At 68.1% G+C, this 17,683-nt stretch carries 19 protein-coding genes; 8 read left to right on the top strand and 11 right to left on the bottom strand.

Features of this window, described 5'->3' with window-relative positions; translation table 11 throughout:
- Window positions 1–105: 105 nt before the first annotated feature.
- Entirely contained in the window at window positions 106–789 is a 684-nt protein-coding gene (locus ON38_RS10745) for a phosphatase PAP2 family protein (RefSeq protein ID WP_051164587.1), read from the top strand.
- A 9-nt stretch (window positions 790–798) separates the two neighbouring features.
- Here the strand turns inward: ON38_RS10745 and ON38_RS10750 are convergent, their stop codons facing one another.
- Genes ON38_RS10750 through ON38_RS10765 form a run of 4 tightly spaced genes read right to left on the bottom strand, consistent with a single transcriptional unit; the run spans window position 799 to window position 6,177 of the window.
- Entirely contained in the window at window positions 799–2,118 is a 1,320-nt protein-coding gene (locus ON38_RS10750; protein ID WP_085995388.1) for a pyridoxal-phosphate dependent enzyme, read from the bottom strand.
- Window positions 2,115–3,608: a type III PLP-dependent enzyme domain-containing protein gene (locus ON38_RS10755; protein WP_051164588.1), complete on the bottom strand. Its 1,494-nt coding sequence runs from the start codon at window positions 3,606–3,608 to the stop codon at window positions 2,115–2,117. The genes ON38_RS10750 and ON38_RS10755 overlap by 4 nt, the downstream gene beginning before the upstream one ends.
- Window positions 3,605–4,882, bottom strand: coding sequence for a heavy-metal-associated domain-containing protein (locus tag ON38_RS10760; protein WP_051164589.1), 1,278 nt, complete (start codon window positions 4,880–4,882; stop codon window positions 3,605–3,607). The genes ON38_RS10755 and ON38_RS10760 overlap by 4 nt, the downstream gene beginning before the upstream one ends.
- Window positions 4,879–6,177, bottom strand: coding sequence for an aminotransferase class V-fold PLP-dependent enzyme (locus ON38_RS10765; protein WP_083872524.1), 1,299 nt, complete (start codon window positions 6,175–6,177; stop codon window positions 4,879–4,881). The genes ON38_RS10760 and ON38_RS10765 overlap by 4 nt, the downstream gene beginning before the upstream one ends.
- Window positions 6,178–6,334: 157 nt before the next feature.
- Here ON38_RS10765 and ON38_RS10770 point away from each other — a divergent pair, with 157 nt between their 5' ends.
- Window positions 6,335–6,754: a pyridoxamine 5'-phosphate oxidase family protein gene (locus ON38_RS10770; protein ID WP_039824473.1), complete on the top strand. Its 420-nt coding sequence runs from the start codon at window positions 6,335–6,337 to the stop codon at window positions 6,752–6,754.
- A gap of 4 nt (window positions 6,755–6,758) precedes the next feature.
- On the opposite strand, the gene ON38_RS10775 is transcribed toward ON38_RS10770, so the two are convergent.
- The 3 genes from ON38_RS10775 to ON38_RS10785 all read right to left on the bottom strand — a co-directional run bounded on the left by ON38_RS10775 (window position 6,759) and on the right by ON38_RS10785 (window position 8,617).
- Window positions 6,759–7,193 carry a CBS domain-containing protein gene (locus ON38_RS10775; RefSeq protein WP_039824581.1) on the bottom strand — a complete coding sequence of 145 codons (435 nt, stop codon included), beginning with the start codon at window positions 7,191–7,193 and terminating at the stop codon, window positions 6,759–6,761.
- Window positions 7,194–7,312: 119 nt separating this feature from the next.
- Window positions 7,313–7,528: a hypothetical protein gene (locus ON38_RS10780; RefSeq protein ID WP_245563991.1), complete on the bottom strand. Its 216-nt coding sequence runs from the start codon at window positions 7,526–7,528 to the stop codon at window positions 7,313–7,315.
- Window positions 7,529–7,819: 291 nt separating this feature from the next.
- Window positions 7,820–8,617, bottom strand: coding sequence for an SAM-dependent methyltransferase (locus tag ON38_RS10785; protein WP_039824582.1), 798 nt, complete (start codon window positions 8,615–8,617; stop codon window positions 7,820–7,822).
- A gap of 331 nt (window positions 8,618–8,948) precedes the next feature.
- Between ON38_RS10785 and ON38_RS10790 the strand changes: the two genes are divergently transcribed.
- On the top strand, window positions 8,949–9,167 hold the full coding sequence (locus ON38_RS10790) for a DUF397 domain-containing protein (protein ID WP_030519885.1): 219 nt from the start codon (window positions 8,949–8,951) through the stop codon (window positions 9,165–9,167).
- Between the two features lie 82 nt (window positions 9,168–9,249).
- On the top strand, window positions 9,250–10,137 hold the full coding sequence (locus ON38_RS10795; RefSeq protein WP_039824478.1) for a Sco1979 family transcriptional regulator: 888 nt from the start codon (window positions 9,250–9,252) through the stop codon (window positions 10,135–10,137).
- A gap of 74 nt (window positions 10,138–10,211) precedes the next feature.
- Here ON38_RS10795 and ON38_RS37450 read toward each other — a convergent pair whose 3' ends face one another.
- From ON38_RS37450 to ON38_RS10815, 4 genes are all read right to left on the bottom strand, one after another.
- Window positions 10,212–10,577 carry a hypothetical protein gene (locus tag ON38_RS37450; protein ID WP_245563992.1) on the bottom strand — a complete coding sequence of 122 codons (366 nt, stop codon included), beginning with the start codon at window positions 10,575–10,577 and terminating at the stop codon, window positions 10,212–10,214.
- Window positions 10,578–10,699: 122 nt separating this feature from the next.
- The gene (locus tag ON38_RS10805) at window positions 10,700–11,359 is read right to left on the bottom strand and encodes an NAD(P)H-binding protein (protein WP_039824483.1); all 660 of its coding nucleotides are present in this window, start codon (window positions 11,357–11,359) and stop codon (window positions 10,700–10,702) included.
- A gap of 14 nt (window positions 11,360–11,373) precedes the next feature.
- Window positions 11,374–11,877, bottom strand: coding sequence for a DUF2599 domain-containing protein (locus tag ON38_RS10810; RefSeq protein ID WP_039824485.1), 504 nt, complete (start codon window positions 11,875–11,877; stop codon window positions 11,374–11,376).
- 119 nt (window positions 11,878–11,996) lie between these two features.
- Window positions 11,997–12,242: a hypothetical protein gene (locus ON38_RS10815; protein ID WP_245563993.1), complete on the bottom strand. Its 246-nt coding sequence runs from the start codon at window positions 12,240–12,242 to the stop codon at window positions 11,997–11,999.
- A 308-nt stretch (window positions 12,243–12,550) separates the two neighbouring features.
- On the opposite strand from ON38_RS10815, the gene ON38_RS10820 reads away from it, so the two are divergent.
- The 4 genes from ON38_RS10820 to ON38_RS10835 all read left to right on the top strand — a co-directional run bounded on the left by ON38_RS10820 (window position 12,551) and on the right by ON38_RS10835 (window position 17,658).
- The gene (locus tag ON38_RS10820) at window positions 12,551–13,528 is read left to right on the top strand and encodes a Sco1979 family transcriptional regulator (protein ID WP_494408417.1); all 978 of its coding nucleotides are present in this window, start codon (window positions 12,551–12,553) and stop codon (window positions 13,526–13,528) included.
- 176 nt (window positions 13,529–13,704) lie between these two features.
- Entirely contained in the window at window positions 13,705–14,730 is a 1,026-nt protein-coding gene (locus tag ON38_RS10825) for an RsbRD N-terminal domain-containing protein (RefSeq protein ID WP_051164590.1), read from the top strand.
- A 42-nt stretch (window positions 14,731–14,772) separates the two neighbouring features.
- A complete protein-coding gene (locus ON38_RS10830) occupies window positions 14,773–15,804 on the top strand; it encodes an alpha/beta hydrolase (protein WP_039824487.1) in 1,032 nt (343 codons plus the stop codon).
- A 663-nt stretch (window positions 15,805–16,467) separates the two neighbouring features.
- Complete coding sequence (locus tag ON38_RS10835; protein WP_085995389.1) at window positions 16,468–17,658, top strand: esterase/lipase family protein; 1,191 nt, start codon at window positions 16,468–16,470, stop codon at window positions 17,656–17,658.
- Window positions 17,659–17,683 lie beyond the last annotated feature (25 nt).

The following is a 17,683-nucleotide window of genomic DNA, read 5'->3' on the forward strand; positions in this document are numbered from 1 at the left end:
AAGAGCACATCCACGGTGGCCAGAATAGCGCCGTGGGAGCGGCTACCGCGTTTTATCGGCCACCGAGCCAGGGCCGGCGATCGGCGGGCGATTAGGCTGAAACCCGTGGTCGTGCTCGCCGTGCTGCTGTTCGCCGTGGTCGCCGTGACGACCGGTTATGTCGTCGCGGGCGATGCCACCGCCGAGGTGGACCGTCCGTTGCACGAGTGGGTGCTGACCCGGCGTAGCGATCCGGTGACCACGGCCGCCACGGTGATCACCCATCTCGGGGGTTCGGTGGCCATGTGGACCCTGGCGCTGCTGGCCTGCGCCGTGCTGCTGCGCCGCGGCGCGTACGCGGACCTGCTGCTCGTGGCCGGGGTGGGTGCGGCTTCGGCGGTGGTGGTGCCGGTCTCGAAACAGCTGATCGGCCGGCCCCGGCCTCCGGTGTCCGGGCAGTTGGTGGAGGTGAGCAATCCGGCCTTCCCCTCGGGGCACGCCGTCGGGTCCACCGCGGTGGTGGGCGTACTCGCCGTCCTGTTCTGCATGCGGACCGCGCATCGCGTCGCCGGGCGGATCGTCGCCGCGGTGGCGGTCGTGTTCGTACTGCTCGTGGGCCTTTCACGGATCTACCTGGGAGTGCACTGGCCCACGGATGTACTCGCCGGCTGGGCACTCGGTGGTCTACTGGTGGCGGTCGGGGTGGTGGTGCGGACCCGGATCGGCGGGCCGACGGCGGAACCGCACCGTTCCGTCACCGCCGCCGGCTCCGGAACCGCGGACCGCACCGCCGGGAACACCCGCCGCTGACCGGGGTGTTCAGCCACCGCGTTCCAGCTCCAGGCCCGCGGCCCGCCAGCCCGCGATACCACCGTCCAGGCTGTAGGCGGTGTGGCCGGTCCGGCAGGCGGTCGCGGCGAACTGCCGGGAGATATCGCCGGTGGGACAGGTGAAGATGACCGGGTGGGCCCGGGAGAACGGCGTTCCGTGTGCGAACAGGTCGGTGAGCCGGTCGTCGGGGATATTGATGGCACCCGGGATATGGGCGACCCGGTAGGCCATGGCGCCCCGGGTGTCCACGATCACCGGTTGCCTCATGCGGATCAGTTCGGCCATTTCGGTGGGGGTGAGCCGTGGTGTGGCGGCGAGCTCGGTGATGCTCGGCGGCCGGGGGCCGGCATCGCGGCCGAACAGGTCCGGGCGGCGCTGTTCGATATAGGACAGGTAGGGCTCGAGCCGGTCGCAGACGATGATCACCCCGACAGTGCGCTCGCCGCCGCGCTCGCCGCGTCCGAGCACTTCGCGCGCGGCGGCGTAGGCGGCGCCGCTGGTGGGCCCGGCCAGGACACCGTATCCGGTGGCGAGTTCGAGTGTGGCCTCGATCGCCGGGCCCGATCCCACGGTCCGGATCTCGTCGTAGAAATCGGGCTGGAACAGGCCGACCTCCCACATCTCCCGTTCCGACCGGATTCCGGGAATGAAGTCCTCACGTTCGGAGACCACCGCGACCGTCCGCAATTCGGGATGGAATTTCCGCAGGTAGCTGCCTGCTCCCCGGCTCGACCCGGTGGTGCCCAGACCGCCGAACAGGTAGTCGATCCGCTCGATCCCGGCGGCGGTGAGGTCCTCGTGGATCTCCCGGCCGGTGCCGTCGTGATGGGCGGCGATGTTCTTCTCGCTGGTGTACTGGGACAGATGCCGGAATCTGCCGGGTTCGGCGGCCATGGCCGCGTCGATCGCCGAGTACACGTCATTGGGTGTGGTGGGATCCGGGCATTCGGACAGGCCGGGGAGTTCGACGATATCGGTGCCGATCAACCGGAGCAGATCGCGCACCTCACCGACCTTGATCCGATTGGTCATGGCCCGCAATCCGATACCGTGGATCGCGCCGAGGATGCGCAGCGCCTTGGCGGTGTTGCCGCTGGACGCCTCGATCAGCGTCCGCCGCTGCGCGCGCAGCGTATCGAGTTCGTCGCGCAGCATCGCCCAGGCGACCCGGTCCTTGACCGAACCGAACGGATTATGCGATTCGAGTTTGGCGTACAGGTCCACCCCGTCGAGGCCGTGCACGGCCGGGTCCAGGCGGAGCAGGGGAGTGTCACCGATCAGTTCGGTGATGTGCTGGTGGATCGTCACGGAACCTCGGGTGCGTCGGAGTAGGCGGGGGATGACGGCGGCCGGTAGTCGGCGTCGGGTGTGGTCAGGAAGCGGCCGCCGTGGCCGGTTACCACCACCTTCTCCGCCGGGGGGTGCATGGCGGCGGCGGCCGCCGACAGATCCATGTGGTAACCGGCCGTATTGGGGAAGACGATCAGGTCGCCCGGGCGGGGCAGCCACGGCAGCCAGACCGTATGCGCGGTAACGAGATCCCTTTCCAGGCAGAGCCGCCCGGCCAGGAAGACGCCGGCGGGCGGGCCGTCCGGTGCGATTCCGTCCCCCGGCAGCAGGAGGGGGTCGGCCATCACTTCCTGATCGGCCGGTGTCACCGTGTCCCGGCTGATGTCGAGGTGGACGAGCACGCTTCCGTCGGCGGCCTCCTTCGCGAATTCCACTCGGGCCACCGTGATCCCGGCGTGGTCGGCGAGGGCTTTGCCGGGCTCCAGCCAGATGTCGAGGAGATTGTCGGCGGCCACCCGGGCGACACTGCGGCCGCCGTGCCGGCCGAGCGGGGCGGCCAGGAAATCTGCGAGCATCTCGGCGGCGGACACGGTGTTGGCGTATTTGTGGAAGACCGGTGTCCCGCGTACCGCGCCGCCGTCGACCTGGTAACCGAACGTGTTGCTACCCCAGCTCATCGGTGCGCCGTGACCGGCGAGCGCGGCACGCAGCCGGTGCACGTAGTCGTCGAATCGGGCGCCGTCGGCGGTGAACACCTGGCGAAGTCCGCCGCCGATGTTCAGGACCGACGGTGCGAGTCCGGCCGAGTATGCCTGTTCGAGTAGCGCGAAACAGGTATCGGCGGCCCGCACCCGTTCGGCGGTATCACCGGTATCGAGGTGAAATGCCGTACCGCGGAACACCAGCCGATCCCGGTGCCGCGCCAGCAGTTCGAGCGCGCGATCCACCCGCTGCACCGGGATACCGAAGCGGCTCACCTGCGACCCCGCAAATCCGCTGACTCGGAGCAGGACCGGCACCGGTGCGGACCGTTCGGCGAGATCGGCGAGGGTGCCCAGCTCCCATTCGTTGTCGATGTTCACGGTCACGCCGGTACCCACCAGTGCCCGGAGGAACGTCTCACCCTTGGGTCCGGTCACCTCGATCCGGCCGGTGTCGAAACCGGCCGTCAGCGCCGATTCCAGTTCACCGGCCGAGGCCACGTCCACACCGATTCCGTGGGCCGCGGCCGTGCGTACGAAGGCCCGGGATCGGTTCACCTTGTGCGCGTAGCAGAGGCGATAACCGGTATGTGCCTCGTCGAGTACCTCGGTGAGCCGGTCGATATTGCGTGCGAACACCTGCGGGAACAGCAGATGCAGTGGTGTCCCGAAGCGGTCCAGCACCGCGTCGAGGGCGCGGCGATCGGCGAGGAACGCCGCGACGAGCCGATCCCAGCGTGCCGGTAGGGCAGGTGGCCCGGTGTGCTCGGTGGGTTCCGGACGGTCCGGATGCGGCCGAACGGTCATCCGGGACTGCCCGGGTGTACCGGTTCCGGCCGTTCGCCGACGGGGTTGTAGCCGCCGTCGCGCAACGCTTCGAAGGCGCGGGCCCGGTTGCGCGGGCTGCGGAACTCCGCCACGACCCGCTTGCTGTCGAGGTCGATGTCCACGACGCGGATGGACATCGACTCCAGTACTCCGCCGATCGTGCGCACACAGTGCTTGCAGGTCATATCCGGTACATAGAAGATGCGGTCCTCTGCCGCCGCCGGTCCCGTGCCGAAATTTTCCCGAGCCGCCACCGCCACCGGTTCGCAGCGCCCGGCGATATCGGTGAACACCTCGACGAAGCGGTGTACCACGTCGGTGAGCACGCTGTAGTTCGTGCCGCTGTCGCGGTGTGTGACCGCCGCCGGGCAGGAGGACTGCTCACCGGGTGGTAGCAGGGCGTACTGCCGGGAGATGAGATCCAGATCGTCGTGATACCGGGCGATCGCCGCGGGTACGGTCAGTCCCTCCTCGGTGGTCGCCCGGGCCATCACCCGGTGCGCATCGGCAATGGTCGCCTCCTTCATCGCCCGCAGCGTGGCGATCGACTCGGCGGTGTATCGCACCGGACCGCCGGGTTCGACGCGCAGGCTCACCGGGATCATGCCTCGTCGATAAGTCGATGCCTGCAGTTCCCAGAACCAGCGGGTGGCAACCGCGGTGAAGATCCCGGAATCTCGCATTACGCAGGCGAACTCTTCCGGAGTCCGGTACGGCGTCTGCCGCGCGATGAGGGCGTGCTGGGCCAGCGCCCGGCCCGCGGACTCCACGCCCACCCGGAAGATATCGATGGGGTCGTGATCGGTGGTCGTGCCGGCCAGAACTGCGTGCGCCGCCGCGTCGAGACGCGCAATCCGGTCGGCGAGGCCGGGGTTGTCGTCGATCGATCGCCAAAGCGCGAGTACGGCTTCCCGGGCGGCGATCGGCACGACCGGGCCCGGCCCGTCGGCACGGTAGAACCCGGTATTGGGCACTCCGGCGCTGTCCACCCAGGTCATCCGGTGGGACGCGGAGGTGACCGCGCCGGCGGGACAGGGTCGCATGAACCGTTCCAGATACAGCCGTTGCGAAAATGTCAGATGACTGCCGGGTTCGGGGCGCAGTTCGGTCGCGGTGTATTCGAACCGGGTAGTTCCGGCCGGCCGGTGGGCGGCGAAGAGTCCGGGCCGGGCGAGTTCGGCCAGGATCCGTGCGGTGGCCCGCCGGTCGTACCGGGTGGCGGTATCGGTGGATGCGCTGATCTCGGTGCTCATGGCAGCTCCTCGGCGAGGGTCCGGACGCAGTCGACGAAGCGATCGATATCGTCGAGGCAGGTGTAGACATGGGTGCTGACCCGCACCGATTCGGGGTCGCTCCCGGTTTCGGGCATACAGTGGGCGCCGGTGCGGACGAGGAAGCCGTATTCGGCGAGGACGAAACCCAGATCGGCCGCCGATATCCCGCGGAGGGTGAACGAGACGATGCCGTATCCGGTGTCCTCCCGGGCGTGGGCGGGCCCGGGCAGGAACATCAGCCCGGGCACCGTTCGCAATCCGTGGATCAACCGCTGGGTGAGCACCCGATTGTGCGCCGCGACGGCGGGCATGCCGTAGGCCTCCAGCACCTCCAGTGCGGTGCCCAGCGAAAGGATGCCGGGGATATTGGCGGTACCGCCTTCGAGCAGGCCGGGCATGACGCCGGTGCCGAAACCCTCGGCGGTCAGTGCCGCATCGGTACCGCCGCCGGGTAGGAAGGGCCGCAGTTGCGCGTGTGTCCGCTGCCGGCAGTACAGGATGCCGATGCCCGGTGACGCGAACATCTTGTGCGCCGCGAAGGCCGCGAAATCGGCTCCCAGCGCGGTGACGTCCACCGGGAGGTGGCCCCCGCTCTGGCTGCAGTCGAAACACAGGTGTACTCGCGGGGGAATCCGGTCGCGCAGTTCGGTGAGAGTGGTCCGGGCGCCGAATACGTGATGCAGGTGCGTCACGGTGAGCAGCCGGGTGCGCGGGCTCAGTTTCGTGGCGATATCGGCGGTATCGGCCTGCCCGGTCGCGGTGACCCGGTAGGGCACGAGTTCGATCCGGGTGCCGAAGCGGGCCAGGGTGTCCCGCAACAGGAACCAGGGTGAGATATTGGCCGCGTGGTCGCGCGGGCTGTAGAGGATCTCGTCCCCGTCCGCCAGCGCCGCGAGCCCCCAGGACAGTGCGACGGCATTGAGTGCCGCGGTGGCGCCCGCGGTGAAGACGATCTCGTCGGGCCGGGCGGCGCCTACGAACCGCGCGGTCGCGGCACGAACCGCGGCGATGCGCTGGGTGAGCGCCGTGGACCAGGGATAGGTGCCGCGGGCGGCATTGGCGGTGGCGATCGTGTGGTAATCGCGAACGGTGTCGATCACCGCCCTCGGCTTCTGCGTCGTGGCCGCACTGTCCAGGTAGGTCTCCCGGCTCTCGGCCAGCGCGGGAAAGGACGCGCGGACTTCCGGTGGGAGCAGTCCGGTGACCGGGGAGACCGGTGCGGGAGCGCCGGTGGAGAGAGGTGGACTATCCGGTCGGCGCAGGGGTGATCCCATGTGATCGCTCCTTCCGCCGATCCATCCGGACTGCGAACAACGATACTCATTGTCGGAAAGTTCGCCCAGTGCGCTTGGTGCGCAGCCGGTTTCGCCTGCGTCGGGTACCCGCGGCGAGGTCCCGGGAGCTGTCGGTGTCCGGCGTTATGGTGCGGGTATGCCACTCACACTCGACGAACGCCAGGCGTTTCTGGCCGAACCGCATATCGGTGCGCTCTCGGTATCGGCGGGTCCGGAGCGCGGTCCCCTCACCGTGCCCATCTGGTATCAGTACGAGCCGGGCGGTGATCTCTGGGTGCTCACCGGGCCGGAATCGGAGAAGATGCGCCGGATCCGGGCGGCGGGCCGGTTCAGTCTGCTGGCCGAGCGCGTCCAGCCCACCGTCCGCTATGTCAGCGTAGAGGGCCCGGTGACCCGGGTCGAGCCGATGACCGACGACCGGCATCGCGAGATGGTGGCGCGCTATCTGCCGCCCGAGCGCGTGGAGGAGTACCTGTCCTTCGCCGCGGCCGAACTGGGTGAGCACGTGGTCGTGTTCATGCGTCCGCAGCGCTGGTTGTCCGCCGATCTCGGCTGAGCGGTCAGTAGCCGCCCTGGAGGTATTCCACGAGTTGTTCCCGTTCGGTGGCAAGTTCGGAGATGGCGCTCTTGACCACGTCACCGATACTCACGATGCCGACCAGTTCACCACCGGACACCACCGGCAGATGCCGGACCCGGTGATCGGTCATGATCCGGCGCAGCCCGTCGACATGGTCGTCGGGGGCGCAGGTCCGGACCTCGGTGGACATGATCCGTGAGACCGGGGAATCCAGTAGTGCCGCGCCGTGCCGGTACAGGGCGCGGACGATATCGCGTTCGGAGACGATTCCGGCGATCCGGCTGCCGTCGGGAGAGACCACCACGGCCCCGATATTGTCCTCGGCCAGCAGGGCCAGCAGCGCGCGGACGGTCAGATCCGGACGCGCGGTGGTCACGGCGTGGCCCTTGTTGCGCAGTATCTCGGCGATTCGCATGGTCACCATCCACTCGAGCGCGGGATTCCAGAATCTCGCGCTCGGGCCGCCGACGCCAGCACGAATCGGCATCGACCGCTCTTTTCTCGAGTCCGTACGGTGAGCGGGACCGCGACCGGTTACTCGTCGTCGAGACCCGCGGAGAGATAGGCGGCTGCGGCCAGCCACTGGCGGCACTGGGGCCCGTGCACATCGTGGATGTGCAGGATCTCGCGGGCCTGCCGATAGGTGAGTACCGGCGGCTCGGAATTACAGTCGGTACCGGCCTCCGGGGCCGCGTAGCGGCGTAGCGGTTCCGGGTGGTGCCCGAGCGAATGACCGCCGGCGCTGCCCACGGCGTTCCGATGGGGACTTCGGAATGGTTGGATCATTCGGTTGCCCCTCACATGCGACGTTGCGGGGCGACAGCTCCGGCCGGCGAATCAGCCGAGGAAAATGCTGTGTATCGCCCCTCCTGTGCGCCTGAGTCTAAGCCGCCGTCGCTTACAAATGCAAGTACATCTGCAAACAACAGACGAAGTCGCGCGAAGCGTGTCGCCGGCACCTTCCGCGGCGATCGGCGCTGTGGCAGTGTGCCTTTCCGTCGCGCGCCGACGGCCCTCGGGTTCCGCCGCGGCGGCGGGTTCTCACGGTTTGCGGCCCACGCCGCCGTACGCGGAGATCGGGGGCGCGTCTTCGGTACCGGGGGTGTCCGGACGCCACCGGTCGATCGGTACAACGCCCGGCTCCACCAGTGTCAATCCGTCGAATACGGCCCGGATCTCCGACTGCGGCCGCGGGGTATAGGGCACCCCGCCGGTATCGGTGTAGTTACGGCACAGCGTCACATACGCCGCGCTGTCGTCGGTGCCGTCCCACAGGACCAGGTAGCTACCGGACGAGGTGGCCTCCAGCACGGTGTGCACGATCCGTCGCATCTCGTCGAAAGACTGCGCGTGGCCGAGTACGCCCATGAACATGACTGCCACCGGCCGGGTGAAATCGAGGACATGGCGCGCGTCGGAGACGATGAGCTCGGGCCGGTGATAGTCGGAGTCCAGGTAGACGGTGACACCCGCATCGGTGGTATCGGCCAGCAGCGCGCGAGCGTGGGCGAGGACGAGCGGATCGTTGTCGACGTAGACGATCTTCGATTCCGGCGCGACCTGCTGGGCCACCTCGTGCGTGTTCTGCATGGTCGGCAGGCCGGTGCCGATATCGAGGAATTGGCGAATTCCCTTCTCCGCGGCCAGGAATCGCACCGCGCGGATGAGGAACTGCCGGGACCGGACGGCCATGGTGGTGATCTCCGGGTCGACCGCTATTCCGGCGTCACCGGCGATGCGATCGACCTCGTAGTAGTCCGTGCCGCCCATCCAGTAGTTCCAGATACGGGCGGAGTGCGGGATATCGGTGCGAATTGCGGGGCGGTGCTCTTCGGACATGGCGGACTCCTGGGCGGTCATGGTCGGAACGCGCCGGTACCGGTTCCGGCGGTGGGCCCGACGGCTGGTGAAACCGATGTCCACTGCGACAGTACAAGACTCACCGCCGCCGGACCCGCTGCTCGGCGCAGTGCGAGGCGTCTCCGCCGGCGCCGTCCGAGGGCAGGTCACGGGCATGTTCACCGGCGCCGGGGGGCGGTGAACGCGGTGTGGCGAACTTCGTGCTATCGTCCTGATGTCGGTGCAGATGCAAGAACACCTGCGTTTGCATCTGTAAGGACCGACGGTATGCGACAGTGGCGTCAGCGACCATGAGCAAGGAGTGGGTCCTATGTCGGAAGTAACGAACCAGGTGATCGGAGCCTGGCGGAAGAGCACCTTCAGCAACCCGAGCGGGAACTGTGTCGAGTTCGCCGAGGCGGCCAACAATCTGGTGGCCATGCGTAACTCGCGCTTCCCCGACGGTGGGGTGATCTTCTACACGCGCCCGGAGATCGAGGCTTTCCTGCAGGGCGCCAAAGCCGGAGAGTTCGACGATCTGGCGGGTTGAGAGGTAACATGGGCCGTCGGCGTGGTGTGCCCGATTCGATGAGCGGCGCACCGTGGGTTAACCCGAAATCGGAGACGACTCCATGATCGCAGAGCCCGAGAACCGCGGTGGCACGCAATCCGTCGAGGCGGAACGTGGCCCCACGGTTCTACGCATCGCTCTGGGCGGCCAGCTACGAAAACTGCGCGAGAGCAAGAAGATCACCCGAGAAGCCGCGGGTGACGCGATCCGCGGTTCCCATGCGAAGATCAGCCGGCTCGAACTGGGCCGGACGAGTTTCAAAGAGCGGGATATCCGGGATCTGCTGACGCTGTACGGCGTCGACGACCCGGAAGAGCGGGAGAGCTTTCTCGAGCTCGCGCGTAAAGCGAACGAACCAGGGTGGTGGCACCGCTACGGCGATCTGCTGCCACCCTGGTTCAGTACATATCTCGGTCTGGAGCAGGCCGCCAGCAAGATTCGCACCTACGAATCGCATCTGGTGCCCGGTCTGTTGCAGACACCGGATTATGCCCGCGCGGTGGTGACCCTCGGTTACGAGGATTCCGATACCGATCGCCGGGTGGCATTCCGTCAGCGCCGACAGGAAATACTGCATCGTGCCGACCCGCCGGTCATCTGGGCGGTGCTCGACGAAGCGGCACTGCACCGTCCGGTCGGGGGCCGGGAAGTGCACCGGGCGCAGATGGAACACCTGCTGGATCTGACCCGGCTGCCGAATGTGACGATCCAGGTGGTCCCGTTCTCCACGGGCGAACATGCCGCTGCGGGAAGCTCTTTCACGATTCTTCGCTTCGCCGAGACCGAACTGCCCGATATTGTCTACCTCGAACAGCTGACCAGCGCGCTGTATCTGGATCGGCGTGAGGATCTGGCGTTGTACCTGTCGGTGATGGATCGGTTGAGTGTGCAGGCGGCCCCGCCGGAGGAGTCACGCAGGATCATCGCGGACTATACGAAAGGCCTGTGAGGCCGGTCGAGTGACGAAAGTCGCCGCCCCGCTCGGCGTCTCGATTCCGGGACGACCAGCGGGGCGGAGTTGTGTCAGGCCCGGATGAAGGTGGAAGCGACGCGCCAGAAGGTGTCCGGCCGCAACGATCGGAAATCCCAGTCGTCCGCCAATGCGTGAGCCGTGGTGACGATCTGGTCGATGTCGAAATCGTCGCGGGTCGCCGCACCGGTGGATTCGATTGCGTCGATAACGAATTCCACGGCCGATTCGCGTGTCGAATCGCCGAGCGGGTGGCCGCTGTGGAGGCCGAATGTTGTCATATCAATACCGTTCGCCGGCTTGCCGATCGGGGCGGGATCGATTCTTGCTGGAGTAGTTGCGAATCGGGTCGGATTCGCCGGACTCTCCCGCAGGTGCGGCAGTAAGCCACTGGCGAATGGTGTCGTCGGCTCACTCACGCGGCCTCCCCTTGTTTTCCCCTGTATAGCGGTGTGGGACGAGTCTAGGTCCCGGGTGCTTTCAAATGCAAGTACATCTGCACGATCGATTCTTTGTCCCTGAAGGTTTTTCAATGCCGGAATCAGCGCGCCAGCGCGGCGACCGCGGCCTCTATCGGTGTGCTGCCGGTGACCAGATCCAGGGTGCGGCCGGCGGTGTGGTCCGCTTCGAGCAGTGCGGCGAGCACCGCGGCCACATCCGCGCGGGGGATATCCCCCCGGTCGAGCCGCGGTGGCGCCAGCGTGACCGACCCGGTGCCGGGTGTGTCGAGCAACCGGCCGGGTCGCAGGATGGTCCAGTCCAGGTCACGGCCTCGCAGATCGTCTTCGGCCTGGCTCTTGGCGGCGATATAGGCCGCCCACACCTCGTCGGTGCCGGCGGCCGGGGCCAGACCCGCGCCCATTGCCGAGATCTGCAGGAAGCGCCGGGTCCCCACTCGTTCGGCGGCCTCGGCCAGCAGGACCGAGCCGTCCCGATCGACGGTGTACTTGCGGGCCACCCCGCTGCCCGGCCCGGCGCCGGCCGCGAAGACCACCGCGTCCGCCCCCTGGACGGTCGCGGCCAGGTCGGTCACCACCGCCTGTTCGAGATCAAGGACCACGGATTCGGCGCCGGTCGCGTACACCTCGGGCGCGTGAGCGGCATTGCGGATCAAGGAGATGACGCTGTGGCCACGGCCGGTGAGGAGTTCGGCGAGCAGCAGGGCGATCTTGCCGTGGCCACCGGCTATGACGATGCGCATACGAGGTCCTTTCGTCAGCGTTCGGGTCCGCCGGGATTGCAGGCGGCGTCGACGGTCGCGTCGTAGCCCACCGGCGGCCGCCAGGGTTCGAGATTCCAGGTGGGTTTGTCCGGTGCGATGAGGCGTGCCCACTCCCAGTGGCAGCGGAACTGGTCCCACATGCCGGGTGTGTCGGCGCCCGGATCGGCGCTGAGGATCTCCTGCCAGGCGCGCAGATCGGATGTGGGAAAAGTGGTGTCGCGGCCCGCCCGGGTCGGGTGCACCCTCAAACGTGGACCGTCGGCGTTCTCGGTCCATTCCAGGTGGTCGATGAGAGGTTGCCCGGCATACGGATCCACCGTGGGGGTGGGGCGGGAGGTGCGGGTCGTGGCGCCCGGCGGAGCCGTGATCGTCGTCGTGGTGGCCGCGGGGGCACTGCCGGATCCGATATCGGAGTTCGAACTCGCGCATCCGGTGGTGACCAGCGCCGAGAGGATCGCCAATACGCCGGCCGCGCGGACCGCGGATTCGATCGGCATACTCGCTCCTGCGCCTCGGAGCCGGCCCGCTCGTCGCGCCGGCTGCCTCCGAGCCTAGAGGGTCGTGCCGCTACGGTGCGGATCTGCCGGTGAGTGTGGCGCGCGCCGCGCCCGGCCGGTCAGTGCCACAGACTGTGGCAGGGTAGTCGGCGCAGACCGGGCCTGACCTGGTTGTCCACCGTCACAGTGAGTCCCGCGTGCGCTGCGGCGGAGGTGAATTCCCAGGCTTCGGCGGCGGTCGCCGCGTATTCCAGGACGAGGGCGCTGCCCGCGGCGCTGTCGTCGAAGTAGACCGTGACCCGGCGGGTGAGCTGGTCGCGGGCGATGTCGTCGCGTTCGGCCGTGGCCGGTGTCGTGGCGTCCAAGATCCGCGTCTCCTTCCGGGCGTCTCGTCGGCGCCGTTGTGTGCAACAGTAAGTTCGCACCATTGCTGAGAACATGTTCCGGTTGCGGGTCTGGGGAATTCACAGCCGGCCGCATCCAGAGCTCGGTGCGGTTCACCACCGGTTGGCGCCTGCGGGTCGTGCCTTCCTCGGCAGGGGCGCCGGGTATGAATCGCATCGCAGCGTCCGCATCAGCGAGTCCGATCGCGGGTCCGGCCTCCGGCGAATGTCGTTCATGCCACGACTGTTTCGTTTGGTCTCCGGCACCGCTCCCATGCGAAACTCGAATAATGGGTGCTTCTGGAATGCGATCGGCGTTGGAGGCGGAGACCTCGGCCGGCCCGGCGGCGACGGCGCGAGTCGCGACCGACGGTGGGCCGACAGTGCTGCGGATGGTGCTCGGTGGCCGGTTACGGCGGCTGCGCGAGGCCAGCGGGTTGTCCCGGGAACAGGCCGGGGACCATATCCGTGGTTCGGATTCGAAGATCAGCCGGCTCGAGCTCGGGCGCACCAGTATCCGTGAACGCGATCTGGTGGACCTGCTCGAGCTGTACGGGGTCACCGATAGCGAGGAGCTCGACGCGTTCCAGGAACTCGCCCGCCAGGCCAATACCTCCGGGTGGTGGCACCGGGACAACGATTGGCTGCCGAAGTGGTTCGATATGTACCTGGGTCTCGAGCAGGCCGCCCAGGTGATCCGCTGTTACGAACCGCGTACTGTGCCGGAGCTACTACAGACCGCGGACTACGCGCGCGCCCTGCTGACACTCGCACATCCGGGGGAGCCGGAGGACGCGATCGAACGCCGGGTAGCGCTGCGGATGCGCCGCCAGCACATTCTCGACCGGCCGCATCCACCGCACCTGTGGCTGATCGTGGAGGAGGCCGCCCTGACCCGCCGCATCGGTGGTTCGAGGATATGGGGCGCGCAGATGGACCGGCTGCTGGCCGCAGCTCGGCAGCCGCACATCACGGTGCAGATCCTGGCCGACCATGTGGGCGGCCCGGCACTGGCCGACGGCGCGTTCACCTATCTGCGGTTCGCCGAGGCGGATCTCCCCGATATCGTCTATCTGCAGCAGCTCACGGGCGCTCTCTATCTCGACAAGCAGGCGGACCTGGACGCCTACCGCGCGGTCGCCAATCAACTGTCGGTGCACGCGGCACCGCCGGAGTACACCCCGGGCCTGCTGACGGCTCTGCGCCGGCGCCAGCCCCGGATCATGGATCAGCCGGCCCGCCGGGAACCGGGCGGCACGGGTCGCTGACCGCCCGCGACACTCGCCGGTGTCGCACCGAATTGCCCGATTCTTGCTCTGCCAGGGGGTAACTCGTTACCGTCTTGTGATCGAACCCAATCCGCGGGCCGGTCGCTGATGAACTCTCCGGAGTAGCGGTAGATCGTATCGATCGGCCGCGGGGGAGAGGTTACTGTCCGGTAGTTATGGTGGGCAGTAGAGCCGATTCCGGGAGCGCGGACCTGGAAACCGAACTCGTGGCGCATCTGCGGCGCCCCGACCGATTCGACGCAACCACGGATGTGGTCACGACGGTGCGGCGGTGTCTTGCCGATATCGCCGAAGCCCTCGCGCCCGAGCCCGGTGCTCCCGCCGCCGCGCCGCCGGCGGTCGTGACCGCGGCCGTGCGCTGGGCGCGGGAGGGGGTGGCCCTGGAAACCGTGCTCACCGCCTGCCATGAATGTGCCCGGGACGCACTGGAATTCCTCGCCGAGCGAATCGCCGCCGCGGCATTGCGGGCCGAGGCCATGGTCGACGGTGCCCGGCTACTGGTCCGGGTGGTGGAGGTGGTGACCACCGCCGCCGCGGCGGCGTACCTGGACGAGCACCGAATCGTCGCGCGGGAACACCAGACCTCGGCGCAGACCATGGTGGCCGCCTTGCTGAGCGGGCACGGAGTCGCCGCGCTGGCCAAGCGGTCCGGCTTCCGGGTGGCGCCGGCCTACCAGGTGGTGGCGCTGGCGCTTCCGCCGCACGCCGAGGAGCGCGCGGGCGGCCCGGAGGCGGTCTCGGCGGCACGCCGGAAGCTGCGCCGGGTGCAGGCCGCCCTGGGCACTCCGCTGGGCTCGCGTGCGCTGTCGCTGCTGCGGGCCGACGGCGGCACGGTACTGATTCCGCTGGAGATGGACCGATCCGGTGCGGGTGGTCGCACCACGGCGGGTCTGATGAGCGCGGAGGTGCTGGAGTTGGTGGCCGAGGCCGCGGAGGTGCGGCCCACGGCGACGGTCGCCGCGGGTGTCACCGCGCAGGTACCGGAGCTGGCGGGGCGCGCCCACGACGTCCTGGACCGGCTCCGGGCCGGCGGGCAGCCCCCGGGCCTGTACCGGATCGCCGACGAGGCGATCGCCGAACACGACGGCCCGGTCGCGGATGCGATACGGGTGCACCGCCTGGTGCGCCCCCTCGCCGCGCCGGGCCCGCGGTCCCGGCCGGACACCCCGGGAGCGGCGTGATGGATGAACCGGGTGGGCGCGAGCTCTTCTGCGAGGTGTGAGATGAAGGCACGGTTTTCGGTCGTATCCGCCTTGGCCGTCCTGGGCGTGATCGCCACTGCGATGGCGCCTGCCGCGGCAGGTGATCCGCCGCCTCCCGCACCGGCCGCCCCGGTCACGAGCACGCCGGAGTCCGGCGGCCGGTTGTTGCGCGTGCAGGTGCTCGGCGATCGGCGGATCCGGTTGCATATCCGGTCGGCCGCCATGGGCCGCGAGATCGCGATCGACACCCTGATCGGTTCGGGCCCGGCGCCTCGGCCCACGCTGTATCTGCTCGACGGCGTGGACGGCGGCCCGACCTCGGGCTGGCTGACCAAGGGCGGCGCGGCCGAGTTCTTCGCCGACAAACCGGTCGACGTGGTGCTGACCACCGGTGGAACGGCCAGCATGTACGCCGACTGGATCCGGGTGGACGCCGCGCTGGGCCTGAACCGCTGGGAAACCTTTCTCACCGAAGAACTGCCACCGATCGTCGAAAAGTACCTGGGTTCCAATGGAACCCGGGCGATCGCCGGAGTGTCCATGGGTGCGCAGGCAGCGATGATGCTGACCCAGCGGCATCAGGGTTTCTACCGGGGCGTTGCCGGGATGAGCGGGTGCTACTCCACCTCCGACCAGCTCGGCCGCGCGGTGACGACCATGACGGTGGCCTCGCGTGGCGGCAATCCGGAGAATCTGTTCGGGCCGCCCGCGTCGCCGGAGTGGCTCGCCCACGACAGTCTGCTGGGTGCGGACAAACTGCGCGGCACCCGCATCTATGTGTCGGTGGCCAACGGTTCCCCCAGTGATGCCGCGCTGATGTCGATCGGGGACAGCCCGGAAATACTAGCGGTGCTGCTCGGTGGTGGTTCGCTGCTGGAATCCGGCGCCAACCTGTGTACGCGACGATTCGCCGGTCGCCTCGCCGAACTCGATATTCCCGCCGTGGTGGATTATCTGCCCACGGGAATGCACTCCTGGCCGGATTTCGAAGTGCAATTGCATCGCAGCTGGCCCACCCTCGGCGCGGCGCTGGAAATACCGCAGAATTCGTGAGTCGCGGGCGGGGTCCCGGGATTTCCCGGGGACGGTCCTCGCGACGGCCGCGGCGATTCCGGTGTGGAACTCGTCGCCGGCGGCGATCACCGAAATGGGTCCGTTCGGGCTCGTGGGCACGGTCCCGGTGCCCGGGCCGTGCGGCCGGGTGAAGCGGCCGGACGCCGGGCCCACCGGTCCGGTCCGGGCCCCCGCAGGGGTTCGTAGCGGCTGTTGCCGGGAAAAGTAGTGGGCACTGCTGTGTGCCGGTTCGCGGGCGGCATGGGGGCGGACCCGACGCGCTCCGAAGGAGACGAGTCCTGTGAACCGCCTCCAGAGTATTGATCGTTTCATAGATCTAGAGTCGGCGTGATCTGCTCGTTATCGCCCGCGAATTAGGGGAAGATTCACGATACTGTGCTGATCCGCCCGGGGCGTAATACAGCCGTACCCGCCGTATGGGAATCCTCGAACGAGTATCCCGGCGGAAATACGCGCCGAATCTCCCTGTGATGGGCGCCAAATCCACTGACCGCCGTTCGTGAGGTCTCCAGTTCCTGATTGTGTGTGGCCGAAATCGGACTCGGCGCCCGTACTGTCGGCGCAGCTCGCCTGCCGGGAAAACCTCACGGCGACAGGCGAATCGGACAGTGATGTTCTCCAGGAAGGCCCCCGATGACAAGAATGAATCCTGCCCGGCTGCGGTCGGCGGTGTTGCTGGCCGCCACGGTGCTCGTCTGCGGCCTTGCCGGTACCGGCGCGCAGGCCGAGCCCGCGGCGGCGCCGACCGAACAGGATCTCGCCGCCTATATCGCGGCAGGGCGCACCGGGCAGCCGGTGGCCGGCACCGGCAGCGCCAGCGGCTCGGCCTGTAACTCCGGCAGCGGCGCCGGGTCCGGCAACGGGTCCGGCGACTGTTACGGCGGCTCGGGCAGCAGCTCCGGCCTGTCGGGTGGATACGCCTCCGATACCGTCGGTTACGGACCATCGCAGACCGCGTGGCTGGCCGCGTTCGGTTACGGGCTGGCCCACGGTGACGCGGCTCCTCCGGGCGCCAACGACTGGAACTGCAAACCCACCGTCGAACACCCGCACCCGGTAGTGCTGGTCCACGGCACCTGGATGAACGCCTACAACGGGTTCGCTTTCATGGGGCAGCCGCTGAAGGACGCGGGCTTCTGCACTTTCACCTTCAACTACGGTCGCTCGAATCTCGTCCAGGGTGGTGGTGTCGGATCGGTACTACCGGGCACCATGGGCACCGGTTACATTCAGGATTCGGCGAAACAGCTGGCCGTTTTCGTCGACCGGGTGCTCGCGGCGACGGGCGCGCCGGAGGTCGATGTGATCGCCCACTCGCAGGGCGGTTCGATGGCCAACTGGTACACGAAGTTCGAAGGCGGCGCAGACAAGGTGGACAAGCTGATCACCTTCGGCGCCACCCATCACGGGACCACCCTCGACGGTATCGGGGCGCTGGGCCGGGCCATCAACAACTTCGGGATCGATATCCTCGGCTTCATCGAGATCTTCGTCGGCCACTCCGGTATCCAGCAGACGGTCGGCTCGGATTTCGTCAACGAGCTCAATGCCGGCGGCGATACGGTGGCGGGTGTGGATTACACCGTCGTGGGCACCCGCTACGACGAGGTGACCACCCCCTATGATCTGACCTTCCTGCGCCCGGGCCCCGGTGCCACGGTCCGCAATATCACGCTGCAGGACGGCTGCGAACAGGATCTCTCCGATCATCTGACGGTGATGTACTCCCCGCGGGCGCTGTCCATCGCGCTGCAGGCGCTCGACCCGGCCGGATTCCCGGCCCTGCAGTGCACCTTCAACCCCTGGCTGATCGGTGGCGGTGGCAAGCTGTGACCGACGCGTAGACGCGTGTGCTCCG

The organism is Nocardia testacea NBRC 100365, assembly GCF_000308775.1.
Lineage (GTDB): Bacteria > Actinomycetota > Actinomycetes > Mycobacteriales > Mycobacteriaceae > Nocardia > Nocardia testacea.

Bases quoted from the DNA above. Each gene is read 5' to 3' on its own strand.
- ON38_RS10830 (WP_039824487.1), top strand. From the start codon at position 14,773: ATGAAGGCACGGTTTTCGGTCGTATCCGCCTTGGCCGTCCTGGGCGTG.
- ON38_RS10760 (WP_051164589.1), bottom strand. From the start codon at position 4,882: ATGAGCACCGAGATCAGCGCATCCACCGATACCGCCACCCGGTACGAC.
- ON38_RS10795 (WP_039824478.1), top strand. From the start codon at position 9,250: ATGATCGCAGAGCCCGAGAACCGCGGTGGCACGCAATCCGTCGAGGCG.
- ON38_RS10785 (WP_039824582.1), bottom strand. From the start codon at position 8,617: ATGTCCGAAGAGCACCGCCCCGCAATTCGCACCGATATCCCGCACTCC.
- ON38_RS10790 (WP_030519885.1), top strand. From the start codon at position 8,949: ATGTCGGAAGTAACGAACCAGGTGATCGGAGCCTGGCGGAAGAGCACC.
- ON38_RS10770 (WP_039824473.1), top strand. From the start codon at position 6,335: ATGCCACTCACACTCGACGAACGCCAGGCGTTTCTGGCCGAACCGCAT.
- ON38_RS10820 (WP_494408417.1), top strand. From the start codon at position 12,551: ATGGGTGCTTCTGGAATGCGATCGGCGTTGGAGGCGGAGACCTCGGCC.
- ON38_RS10810 (WP_039824485.1), bottom strand. From the start codon at position 11,877: ATGCCGATCGAATCCGCGGTCCGCGCGGCCGGCGTATTGGCGATCCTC.
- ON38_RS10775 (WP_039824581.1), bottom strand. From the start codon at position 7,193: ATGCGAATCGCCGAGATACTGCGCAACAAGGGCCACGCCGTGACCACC.
- ON38_RS10765 (WP_083872524.1), bottom strand. From the start codon at position 6,177: ATGGGATCACCCCTGCGCCGACCGGATAGTCCACCTCTCTCCACCGGC.
- ON38_RS10755 (WP_051164588.1), bottom strand. From the start codon at position 3,608: ATGACCGTTCGGCCGCATCCGGACCGTCCGGAACCCACCGAGCACACC.
- ON38_RS10835 (WP_085995389.1), top strand. From the start codon at position 16,468: ATGAATCCTGCCCGGCTGCGGTCGGCGGTGTTGCTGGCCGCCACGGTG.
- ON38_RS10805 (WP_039824483.1), bottom strand. From the start codon at position 11,359: ATGCGCATCGTCATAGCCGGTGGCCACGGCAAGATCGCCCTGCTGCTC.
- ON38_RS10825 (WP_051164590.1), top strand. From the start codon at position 13,705: ATGGTGGGCAGTAGAGCCGATTCCGGGAGCGCGGACCTGGAAACCGAA.